This is a genomic window from Pedobacter polysacchareus (genome assembly GCF_019802255.1).
Lineage (GTDB): Bacteria > Bacteroidota > Bacteroidia > Sphingobacteriales > Sphingobacteriaceae > Pedobacter > Pedobacter polysacchareus.
Map to the genome: position 1 here is coordinate 728,247 of NZ_JAHYSS010000001.1, position 11,473 is coordinate 739,719.

8 protein-coding genes are annotated in these 11,473 nt (G+C 39.5%); 5 read left to right on the top strand and 3 right to left on the bottom strand.

Annotation, left to right across the window (positions count from 1 at the left end; genetic code table 11):
- Positions 1 to 15: 15 nt before the first annotated feature.
- Both K7X70_RS03080 and K7X70_RS03085 read right to left on the bottom strand, forming a co-directional pair.
- Complete coding sequence (locus K7X70_RS03080) at positions 16 to 1,095, bottom strand: mannose-1-phosphate guanylyltransferase (protein WP_222535667.1); 1,080 nt, start codon at positions 1,093 to 1,095, stop codon at positions 16 to 18.
- A 12-nt stretch (positions 1,096 to 1,107) separates the two neighbouring features.
- Positions 1,108 to 2,490, bottom strand: a complete 1,383-nt coding sequence (locus tag K7X70_RS03085) for a UDP-glucose dehydrogenase family protein (protein WP_222535668.1) — start codon at positions 2,488 to 2,490, stop codon at positions 1,108 to 1,110.
- A 270-nt stretch (positions 2,491 to 2,760) separates the two neighbouring features.
- Here K7X70_RS03085 and K7X70_RS03090 point away from each other — a divergent pair, with 270 nt between their 5' ends.
- The 5 genes from K7X70_RS03090 (at position 2,761) to K7X70_RS03110 (ending at position 8,661) form a co-directional block, all read left to right on the top strand.
- Positions 2,761 to 4,152, top strand: coding sequence for an undecaprenyl-phosphate glucose phosphotransferase (locus tag K7X70_RS03090; RefSeq protein ID WP_222535669.1), 1,392 nt, complete (start codon positions 2,761 to 2,763; stop codon positions 4,150 to 4,152).
- A 20-nt stretch (positions 4,153 to 4,172) separates the two neighbouring features.
- A complete protein-coding gene (gene rfbB / locus K7X70_RS03095; RefSeq protein ID WP_222535670.1) occupies positions 4,173 to 5,234 on the top strand; it encodes a dTDP-glucose 4,6-dehydratase in 1,062 nt (353 codons plus the stop codon).
- Positions 5,224 to 6,087, top strand: a complete 864-nt coding sequence (rfbD, locus tag K7X70_RS03100) for a dTDP-4-dehydrorhamnose reductase (protein ID WP_222535671.1) — start codon at positions 5,224 to 5,226, stop codon at positions 6,085 to 6,087. The genes rfbB and rfbD overlap by 11 nt, the downstream gene beginning before the upstream one ends.
- A gap of 7 nt (positions 6,088 to 6,094) precedes the next feature.
- Positions 6,095 to 6,955 carry a glucose-1-phosphate thymidylyltransferase RfbA gene (gene rfbA / locus K7X70_RS03105; protein WP_222535672.1) on the top strand — a complete coding sequence of 287 codons (861 nt, stop codon included), beginning with the start codon at positions 6,095 to 6,097 and terminating at the stop codon, positions 6,953 to 6,955.
- 932 nt (positions 6,956 to 7,887) lie between these two features.
- The gene (locus K7X70_RS03110) at positions 7,888 to 8,661 is read left to right on the top strand and encodes a LuxR C-terminal-related transcriptional regulator (RefSeq protein WP_222535673.1); all 774 of its coding nucleotides are present in this window, start codon (positions 7,888 to 7,890) and stop codon (positions 8,659 to 8,661) included.
- A 66-nt stretch (positions 8,662 to 8,727) separates the two neighbouring features.
- Here the strand turns inward: K7X70_RS03110 and K7X70_RS03115 are convergent, their stop codons facing one another.
- Positions 8,728 to 11,223: an NACHT domain-containing protein gene (locus tag K7X70_RS03115; protein ID WP_368388129.1), complete on the bottom strand. Its 2,496-nt coding sequence runs from the start codon at positions 11,221 to 11,223 to the stop codon at positions 8,728 to 8,730.
- Positions 11,224 to 11,473: the final 250 nt, after the last annotated feature.

Here is an 11,473-nt window from a genome sequence, read left to right on the forward strand (position 1 = left end):
GGTTTTTAAGTAAGCTTATACATAGTGATTTCCATAGGTTGCTGCCATAGTTTTTACGACGTCTTTAATTTCCTGTTCCTGGTCTTTTGGATAAATTAATAAGGCATTGCCATCATCTACGACAATAAAATTATCGAGACCTCTGATGACTGCCAGTTTGTTTTCATTGATCTGAATGATGCTGTTTTTGGTGTCTTTTAAATTGATCTGAGCTGCAGAAATGACATTTCCTGCAGTATCTTTAGCTGCAGATTCATGTAACGATGCCCAGGTGCCCAGATCAGACCAGCCGAAATCTGCCGGAATGGTGTAAATGTTATCCGCCTGTTCCATGATGGCATAATCGATGGAGATATTTGGAGCTTTTGGATACTGTTCGTCAATAAAAGCCCTTTCTTCCGGAAGGTTGTAGTAGGGGGTTCCAGCTTCAAAAAGTTCATAAATGCTGCTGGTGTATTGCTTTAAAGCCTGGATGATTGATTTCGCTTTCCAGATGAAAATTCCTGCATTCCAGAGGTAATTTCCTTCTTTAAGGTACTCCAGCGCAGTGGAAAGGTTCGGTTTTTCCCTGAACTTCTCCACTTTATAAATGCCTTTCTCGCTTTCAGCCCCATATTGAATATAACCGTATCCGGTATCTGGCCGTGTTGGACTGATCCCTAAAGTAACCAGCGCCTCATGGGTATCGGTATACGCCAGGGCAGCGCGGATTTTCTCTATAAAAATAGCCTCATATTGTATGAAATGGTCGGAAGGAGCGACTACCAGATTTGCATCCGGGTTCAGTGCAGCCAGCTTAAAAGAAGCGTAGGCAATGCATGGTGCCGTATTGTTTCTGCTGGGTTCGCAGATCAGCTGGTCCGGCGAAATCCCAGGCAATTGTTCCTGCACAAGCTCACTATATTGACTATTCGTGACAATATAGATATGTGATGCCGGGCATAATTTCAGGAAACGTTCATAGGTGATTTGTAATAATGACCTCCCTGTTCCTAAAATATCTAAAAACTGCTTCGGAAAATGATTACGGCTTTTTGGCCAAAAGCGACTGCCCACACCGCCGGCCATAATCAATACATAATTGTTTTTATCCATGTTTTTCAGGTGTTATAAAGACACAAGTTCGTTTAGATTACCTGTGAGATCTGCTTGATTTTCCTCCTCAGCTGCGTTTGCATCAGGGATAATTAAAGACCTTCCGATGCTATTGTAATAGTATCCTAAATCAATCATTTTTTGAAGATCATATAGATTTCGGCCATCAAAAACGACTTTATGGTCCATGATTTCGTCCATCTTTTCAAAATCTGGATTTCTGAAAACTGACCATTCCGTAGCGATCAACAGTGCGTCTGCGCCCTTCAAAGCATCGTATTGGTTGCTGGCATAACTGATCTGATCACCTAGCAAGGCCTTGATATTATCCATTCCTTCAGGGTCAAAAGCAGTTACTGTTGCACCATTAAGGAGCAGTCTGTTGATGATGTATAAAGCTGGTGCCTCCCTGATGTCGTCGGTTTCAGGCTTGAAAGCCAAGCCCCATAATGCAAAATGTTTGCCTTTCAGATCCCCTTTGTAATACTTCAAAACCTTATCTACCAGTACCGTTTTCTGTTTTTCATTTACGGTCATGACTGCTTTTAAAATCTGGAAATCATATTGATTTTCTTCTGCTGATTTTGACAGCGCCTGTACGTCTTTAGGGAAGCAGCTGCCGCCATATCCAAGGCCAGGGAATAGAAAACGCTTGCCAATCCGTTCATCGGAACCAATTCCCAGACGCACCGAATCCACATCTGCATGAACCAGTTCGCACAAATTGGCAATCTCATTCATGAACGTGATTTTAGTGGCAAGAAACGCATTTGCAGCGTATTTAGTGAGTTCCGAAGACTTCTCATCCATAAACAAAATCGGGTTTCCTGACCTGACATAAGGCGCATACAGCTCGGTCATCAGTTTCTTAGCCTTTTCGCTTTGTGTCCCGATCACTACGCGATCTGGTTTCATAAAGTCCTCAACTGCAACTCCTTCTCTTAAAAATTCAGGATTGGAAACGACATCTACTGCTACGGCCGTATTGGCCTTGAAGACTGCCTTTACCTGATCTGCCGTACCCACAGGAACGGTAGATTTGTTGACAATCACCTTATAAGAAGTGATCAGCTTTGAGACATCTGCTGCAGCACCAAGGATATAAGAAAGATCTGCATTACCATCTCCACCCGGTGGCGTTGGCAATGCCATAAAGATAATCTGTGCATCTTTTATCGCCATGGCCAGATTGGTAGTGAAACTCAACCTCTTTTGAGTGATGTTTCTCAGAAACAAAATGTCCAGTCCTGGTTCATAAATTGGAATAATCCCATGCTGCATCTTTTCAACCTTCAGCTGATCAATGTCTACACAGATCACCTCATTTCCTGTCTCAGCGAGACAAGTACCGGTCACTAAACCGACGTACCCTGTTCCTATTACCGCGATTTTCATAAATGATTTATTTTTTAATCTTATTTTATTGTAAAAATACCCATCATTTTGCGAAATGAAGTCCTGTGTATGTTGTTAATGTTGTTGTTTTTGTTAAAATACCTATTTGTGGGGAGCTTTTTATTCCGTAATGGAGTTAATTTTGGTGAATGTTATTGTGTTTTTAATCTAGCATGATTATTTCGTGTGGTTTTTTTAATAATAACTGATTTTTTGAGTGGTGTTTATTGATAATGCTTTAATAATTCAAACTAATTTATCCAAATTCAGATGCAGACTCGTTATTTGTACTTACTTAGATACATTTTGCCTATTGTCGATGTGGTAATGCTTAATTTAATCTATGTTTTAGCTTATTATCTTACGGAATATCTGGGGAAAACAGTTTCTTATGAGCTTTGGCGGCATTATATGGTGGTTTGTAACCTTGCATGGCTGTTTAACTCAGCGATTTTTGGTCTTTATACAGATTATGGCTCCAGAAAGTTGGAAAGAATTTACAGAGGAACCTGGAGAAGTGTCGCCTTACATGCAGTGATTTTTGCTTTATACCTGCTGTTTTCAAGGGACATTGAGTTTTCAAGGACTTTTTTAGTGGTGTTTTATGCCTTATTAGTGTTCGGATTTGTACTGAATCGTTTTCTTGGGACGGCTTTTCAGTCCCTGCTGGTCCATAGGTTTAATGTCAGTAAGAAAGTGGCTTTAATTGGGGTAAACCCAACAGGTTTAAGGTTGGCTCATTATCTTGATCGTCAGTATAATATAGATTTTTATGGTTATATTGATGACGGAAGCCGCATTTATGCGGACGAAAATGGTCGCCTGTCCACAAACTTCATCTCAAAAATGGGAAAAGCTGCATTAAACGGAGTGAAAGACATTTATGTCTCTTTGGAACCGCATAAAATGGCATTGGTACAGCCGTTTTTGCAGGAAGCCGATAAACACTGTCTCCGTGTAAAATTCATTCCCGATATGGCCACCACCATCGCCACACCTTATACCATTAGCTACGTAGGCGGGGAATTTCCTGTCATTTCACTAAGAAAAGAACCACTGGAAAGTATTGGAAATCGTTTCAAAAAGCGTGCTTTCGACATTGTTTTTAGTCTGGGCGTAATTGTATTTATCATGAGCTGGCTCTATCCTTTAATCGCAATTCTGATTAAAATGGAAAATAGAGGACCGGTATTGTTTAAACAGCTGAGAAGCGGGCGTAACGACGAGCCATTCTATTGTTATAAGTTCCGAAGCATGAAGGTCAACAACGACAGTGATCAGAAACAGGCAACTAAAGATGACGATCGCATTACCGGTATCGGAAAATTCCTGCGTAAATCCAGCCTGGATGAACTTCCGCAGTTCTTTAATGTATTGATGGGGAATATGAGTGTGGTAGGGCCAAGGCCTCACATGCTGAAACATACAGAAGAATACCGTGCCATCATCAACCAGTTTATGGTAAGGCATTTCCTGAAACCAGGCATCACTGGATGGGCGCAGGTAAACGGCCTTAGAGGAGAAACCAAGGAAGAAGGCTCGATGCAGAAACGTGTGCAGCACGATATTTGGTACCTGGAAAACTGGACCGCCATGCTAGAAGTGAAGATTGTTTTTATGACAGTCATCAATATGATCAAAGGAGAAGATAATGCCTATTAACAGCTTTTAAAGTATATAAAATGAGGAAAAAGATTTTAATTACCGGGGGAGCGGGTTTTATTGGCTCTCATGTAGTCAGACAGTTTATTAAAAAATACGCTGATTACCAGATTATTAATCTGGATAAGTTAACTTATGCAGGTAATCTGCTGAACCTTAGGGATGTGGAGGACGCTCCCAATTACCGCTTTATCAAAGGAGACATCACGGATTCGACATTCATAACAGAACTTTTTCATCAGGAAAACCCCGATGCAGTCATTCACCTGGCTGCCGAATCACATGTGGACCGCTCCATTAGCAATCCTATGGAATTTGTGATGACCAATGTGATTGGGACGGTGAATCTATTGAATGCAGCAAAAGAAAACTGGAAAGGCAATTATGCTCACCATCGTTTTTACCACGTAAGTACGGATGAAGTGTATGGCTCTTTGGGCGAAACTGGAATGTTTACAGAAACTACGGCCTATGATCCACATAGCCCATATTCTGCTTCAAAAGCAAGTTCTGATCATTTTGTTCGTGCTTACCATGATACTTATGGCCTGGATGTGGTCATTTCCAACTGTTCAAACAATTATGGATCTCATCATTTTCCAGAGAAATTAATCCCATTGGCGATTAATAATATCAAAAATAACAAGCCCGTTCCGGTATATGGAAAGGGAGAAAATATCAGAGACTGGCTTTGGGTAGAAGACCATGCTGCGGCAATAGACCGGATATTTCACCAGGCTAAAGCTGGCGATACTTATAATATTGGAGGTCATAATGAGTGGAAAAATATAGACCTGATCCATTTGCTATGTCGGATTATGGACGAAAAACTCGGCCGTGAAGCAGGAGCATCCGCAGCGTTGATTACTTACGTAACGGACCGTGCAGGCCATGATCTTCGCTATGCCATTGACTCTAGTAAATTACAGAATGAGCTGAACTGGACGCCTTCTCTGCAGTTTGAAGAAGGCCTGGCCAAAACAGTAGATTGGTACCTGGAAAATGGCGAATGGTTAGAAAACGTAACTTCAGGAACATATCAGGACTATTATAAAGAACAATATGCAGCACATGAGCAATAAAAAAATACTTGTTTTCGGTGGAATTGGGCAGCTCGGACAATGTTTGAGTAAGGTGAGTGAAGAAAGTAATCTGTCTGGTCTTGTTTTTCTGGATGAAATAGCCGGAAATATCCTCGATCTGGATATATTACGCGCCTTGTTCCAGAAAGAATCGCCAGATTTTGTCATCAATTGTGCAGCTTATACAGCAGTAGATAAAGCGGAAGATGAGCCTGAGCTTTGCGAAAAGATCAACAGTCTCGGAGCGGCTAATCTGGCTCAGTTTTGTGCGGAATTTAAAGCCACACTGATCCATATTTCTACCGATTTCGTCTTTGAAGGGAATGTGCCTGTCCTATTGAAAGAAACGGATGTGGCCGCCCCAATCAATGTTTATGGGAAGACCAAATTGCAGGGAGAACTGGAAATTGCAAAATATCTGGAGGCGCATTATATCCTGCGCACCAGCTGGCTGTATTCAGAATTTGCAGGCAATTTCGTAAAAACCATGCTTAAATTAGGTGCAGAACGCGAAGAGCTGAGCATTATTGTAGATCAGGTAGGCACCCCAACTTATGGCGTAGACCTCGCTGCGGTGATTCTTGACCTCCTTGATTCTGGCCAGACAGCAGCCTACGGAACTTACCATTATAGCAATGATGGCCTGTGTTCCTGGTATGATTTTGCAAAGGCAATTTTCGAAATCAGTGGTACTAAACTGAAGGTGTATCCTATTCCAACAAGTGCTTATCCTACCAAAGCCAGACGTCCGTCCTTCTCTGTGATGGATAAAACTAAAATAAAAACCACATTTAACCTGGAGATTCCTTATTGGAGAGACAGTCTGGTTAAGTGTATTCACGCCATAAAATAAAGAATACATGAAAGGAATTATACTTGCCGGGGGGAGCGGTACGCGTTTACATCCCTTAACTCTGGTAATGAGTAAGCAAATGATGCCGGTTTATGATAAGCCGATGATTTACTACCCATTGTCTACTTTAATGCTGGCAGGCATTAACGAGATCTTAATTATATCGACACCGCATGACCTTCCTAATTTTGAGAAATTGCTGGGCGACGGTACTCAGCTGGGCTGTAAGTTTTCTTATGCCGTACAGCAGGAGCCGAATGGTTTGGCACAAGCCTTCGTGATTGGTGCAGATTTTATCGGAACAGACAAAGTAGCATTGGTACTGGGAGATAACATATTCTATGGGGATGGAATGGCCAGGTTATTGCAAAGCAGCGCTGATCCTGAAGGTGGGGTGGTCTTTGCATATCCCGTGTCAGATCCTGAACGTTATGGGGTTGTAGAGTTCGATGCCAATAATAAGGCCGTTTCTATCGAAGAGAAACCAGCCCTTCCTAAATCCGATTATGCCGTTCCTGGGCTGTACTTCTACGACAACTCAGTCGTGGAAATCGCTAGAAACATCAAGCCTTCTCCAAGAGGGGAGTACGAAATTACAGATGTAAATAAGGTCTATCTGGAGCAGGGAAAACTTAAAGTAGGTGTATTGAGCAGGGGAACAGCCTGGTTAGATACCGGTACTTTTGCTTCCTTAATGCAGGCAGGGCAGTTTGTACAAGTCATTGAAGAACGTCAGGGATTAAAGATCGGATGTATTGAAGAGGTCGCTTACCGCATGAACTTTATTGACCAGGAACAGCTGTCTAAAATTGCTACTCCATTAGTCAAAAGTGGTTATGGTGCCTACCTGTTGAAAATGATTAAATAGAACAATCTTGTGTATTTTTTTTTAACTGTTTTGTTTCCTTTTTTTCAGCATAGTTTATAATATTTTTATTCGTATTTTCTCTAATGGCTTTTTAAAAATATAGAAATCTAATAATAAGTATGAATTCTTAGATTTTTGGACAGTTATGTAGGGAAATCATACAATTTTAAGCCTTTGGAATCTGTGATTTTTGGCAAGTATCATATTCAGGCCGATATGATCAGCTGATTTTTTTATAAATAACGACAAAAGCATCCTTTTAACTCAGTGTAATCCATTTATTGAATCCTTCTTCAATAAAATCACTAGTTATAGGGATGCTTTTTTTGGGTACTTGGATTAGTTTTTGTGGTTAAATGGTCATTAGAAATTCAATGCTTCTGGAATTTTCCATTCCTGAAGGTTGTGAATCACTTGAGTTTCTTTTAAATTAAAATAACTAGTTTTTTTATGCTGATGCTCATCCTTAATTTATGCCTGCTTAAATCAATATTGCTCTTCATTCGAAGCAATAATCTTCCATTTGTATCGTTTTTCAATTGTCACTTTATTGATACCTTCTGATGAGGCAAGTTAAAATTTGCTCAAATCAGTCGAAAATGATGGTTTTTGATTGGAGAAAGGATGAGGCACCTTAAGAGAATAACTAGTTACACCCTTTTAAATATGAATCTAATCAATCCATAATTATTAATCTAATCCCTATTTACAATGTTAAATTATTATCTTAATTCTTTCGCTTTACGAGTCGTGAGCGAAACCAGTCAACGCTACGATGAGCGATCTTTAGACGTCAATTTGTTAATGAATAATTGTATCTGGTAACGGCCTGGGCTGAGTATCTTTTTTAGCCTCCCAGCGCTCTTCAGTTTACATTTTTAGAAAAGATAAAGAACCCGTTTTTTATTTTTTTAATCTATTTAATTAACCTTATGGAATCTAATAACAACGTCATACACGATACCTGGAACAGGTATAGTGATTTTTACACACGTTCGACTATAGCCCTGCCTGAAGTGAATTTAGATCAGTTTTTACCCTCATTTCTTAGCTCGGGGAACTTCTACTATTTAGTTGATTTTTGCGATAAAAAAATCAAATATGTAGACCCGGGTATTGCAGATGTTTTGGGCCTTGATCCTACATCCGCCACTGTAGATGATATTTTAGGACGTATACATCCTGAGGATGTCAATTACGTAGCCCAGACTGAATCAGCAAGTGTTCGATTTATGCTGGATCAAATGAACAAAGAAAGCATTAAGAGTTATTATAAAACATCTTATTGTTTTCGGTTTAAACTGGCAGATGGCAGCTATGAATTGTTTCACAATGAATCTGTTTACCTTTCAAAAGATGATTCAGGACGAATCAACCAGGTACTGCACATTCATACCAATGTGAACCACATCACCTCAGTAAACAATTATATGCCTTCGCTGGTAGACACGAAAGGAACCAAGAGAGTTTGGCCCGTAAATGTCAGCCGCGACCCCGAAAGCCAGCCCTTAAATTTGCAGTTCAGCAAAAGAGAAATGGAAATTATTAAACTGATTGCATTGGGCTATAAAAGCGAAGAGATTGCGGATAGCTTATTCATCTCCCTGCATACCGTGCATTCACACCGTAAAAATATCATTCGGAAGTCTGGCGTTAAAACCAGTTCTGAACTGATTAGTTTATGCGTGAGAGAAGGGTTAATCTAACCCGAATCTAATCACAAAAACAGCCTGTATTTTATTGAAATGCAGGCTGTTTTTGTTAAAAGGAATTTATCCTACCGTTACTAGTAAGCGATGTGGGATTTTTCTTTCCTCCATAAAACACAGCCTTTCATATTTATACTCATTTACTTTGATGGTATCCTGTAGATCCTGAAATATGGAAATCATAAGGTCGTAAACCATAATACAATTGAGGTTGAGCTCATTTCTTTTGAAAATCTGCAGACTTTCATTGGAATATTCATAAGCCTTTACAAATTCTCCACGCAGCCTCAGCTGATTGGCTTGTACCATTCTAAAGATACATTCTGAATACTCAGTCAGCTTAAACCGGGTGCTGTTATGATGGACCTCAGATAAAATACGTTCCAGTTGATCTGTCTTTTTTCCGGGCTGAATTTTTGAACTTGCCAGTGCAAAAATGTTCATGATAAATATTGGAAAAGCAGACCTTTTGGAAAAAATTCTGGGCTGCTGTTTCCTGATGGCCTGCACAATTTCCAAGGTGCCTCTATCTGTTCCATAAAAGGTATTGAGCAGGATCAAAAGCAAGTAGGAAATGCCTTGTCTGGTGTCTAATGCAGTTCTTTTTTCCAAAAATGTATAGTTGAAGTGCTCAAGGTCCTTAATCAGAGGGTGACTGTTATCTGGCCGGTTACTGAGCTTCAGGTAAATCAGCCAACAAACTTCATAAGGACTGATAGACCAATTGCTTAAATCCATAGCCGCAATTTTTGTCAGCCTCAAGGCAATACTATCCTGATCCATACTCATCACGTCAAAAATGGCCAGGATGCTTTGGTAAATGGCCCTGTTCTCATCATTGTCGGCTACATCTGCCAATACATTGACGGCTTCTTTATAGCAGGAATCCACAAAATCAAAATTGATCAGCTGTTTGATCAGAATCTCATGTAATTTATGCTCAGTCAGTAGTTTAAAAGTATCCGGACTGTAACGGGCACGGAACCTGATGTTTTCTGCAATAAATAAAAGGAGGTAATTGCGCTCGAAATAATTGATTTCCAGATCGAATACATGCGCTAATGCTCCAAAATCACCAATTCTGATGATAAAACGGATGGTCCATTGTATCAGGTGGAACCTGACATTATTGCTTTCATAATTGCGCTGAATATACTCAAAGAAAGTCCAGTTGACCTGCAGATGGAATTTTTCCAGCAATTCAATAAATAGAAAATATTCGAAGAGATGCGGGTAAATAAAACGAACAAATTCCCTTGGCTGGTAATCGTCCTGACTCTTTTCCTCCACCAAAATACCTTCGGAAACCAGTTCCATATACGCATTTTTAAAGGCCGATAATTCTGCAATCAGCAGATCTTTCGGTACTGAATTAGCTTTCTTGCCATATTCAGTAAGTTGAATAACTTTTTTTAAGAAAAGAATCTTCTCCGTATAGTAATTGGATTTGTATATTTTTTCCTGAATGAACCTCGAAATCAGTTCATGGAAAGTAATGCTGCTCGAATAGTTAAAGTATGGATCTTCTTCCTTCAGCTGATAATAAAGCTGTATGTATAAAGGGAATTTTAATTGAGATTTGAGTTTCGGATTTAATTCATGGACATCTGACTGGTTGATTTTATCAATAATCCGGTCTATTTCTTTGCCTGTTAGGGGAGGGACATTGGAAACTTCATTGTGATTGAAGTAATTTCCGGTAAACCATTTAGACCTTAAAAACGCAGAATGTCTGATACAATCGTAAAATCTTGTCCAGGTGGTAGAACGCATGCTCATCACCAATTTTATAGCATCATTGTGCTCAATACTGCAAATGAAACTGATGATGTTTTCAAACATCTGCTTTTTTAAATCCCTTTTAACCATCACTTCCGAAAAGCCATCTATAATGACCACAAATTTTCTACCTGTGGCCTTATGATTTTCTGTGATCAGCTCCAGAAGGCTTTCGTGATGGGGGATGCCCAATTGTATTTTTAGCAGGTCCTCAAAACTGATGTTATGCTGATCGGGGTTGAAAATGTTATTGGCAGAGAGAAATAATACCGTAGAATCTAAATGTACGGCGTTTTCTCCATGAAAGAATTTTTCTACTAAATGACTCAGTAAAATCGTTCTGCCATAACCTGGCTGTGAAATGAAGCAAGTATAACTGTAATCGCTTTTGAAAAAATCATCGAAGTCATGTTCAGCAAATTTTCTGCTGATCGTCATCTCATAAGGTATACCAGACCTGTTTTTGATGCCTTTTAAAGTGAAATTCGTTACTTTTTTAGCATTCATCCGGATGTCAGGCCAGCTGTTTACCGGAGCTTGTGTGTTGGAAGGAAGTGCGCTGGTCCAATTTTGTGGATCCTCTTTATTTACGTACTCAGAAAGTGTCGTCAGCGTGAATTTAGAAAAATTGTGTTTGACAACAGCAAAACCAAACAGACGTTTGATCGTCGTTTCGCTGACGTTTTTATTGAGCGTTTTGCTGATTTCAATGGAGATCCTTTTACAATCAGCGGGAGTGATGGTTCGAATTCCTGTTTTTAATAGGATGAGACTCTTCACTTCATTTAGGGTAAATATATCCTCCATATGTAGTCTGAGTGAGCATTAATTTCTTAAACTAAACGAATATAATGCTTTCAGTACAATAATGAACAGGTGTAAATCAAGTAAAAACTGAATAAATATCCAGGCTTACGTATAAATACCTGTTGATTAGGTTTTTATACCTGTTTTTGCACATGTTGGGAAAAATCGTCCACAGCAAAATGAACAAAATGAATAAGAAAATCATTTTGTTTTAAGCAAATGA

Excerpts from the sequence above, each read along its gene's own strand:
- rfbA (WP_222535672.1), top strand. The coding sequence starts at position 6,095 with ATGAAAGGAATTATACTTGCCGGGGGGAGCGGTACGCGTTTACATCCC.
- rfbD (WP_222535671.1), top strand. The coding sequence starts at position 5,224 with ATGAGCAATAAAAAAATACTTGTTTTCGGTGGAATTGGGCAGCTCGGA.
- K7X70_RS03090 (WP_222535669.1), top strand. The coding sequence starts at position 2,761 with ATGCAGACTCGTTATTTGTACTTACTTAGATACATTTTGCCTATTGTC.
- K7X70_RS03085 (WP_222535668.1), bottom strand. The coding sequence starts at position 2,490 with ATGAAAATCGCGGTAATAGGAACAGGGTACGTCGGTTTAGTGACCGGT.
- rfbB (WP_222535670.1), top strand. The coding sequence starts at position 4,173 with ATGAGGAAAAAGATTTTAATTACCGGGGGAGCGGGTTTTATTGGCTCT.
- K7X70_RS03080 (WP_222535667.1), bottom strand. The coding sequence starts at position 1,095 with ATGGATAAAAACAATTATGTATTGATTATGGCCGGCGGTGTGGGCAGT.
- K7X70_RS03110 (WP_222535673.1), top strand. The coding sequence starts at position 7,888 with ATGGAATCTAATAACAACGTCATACACGATACCTGGAACAGGTATAGT.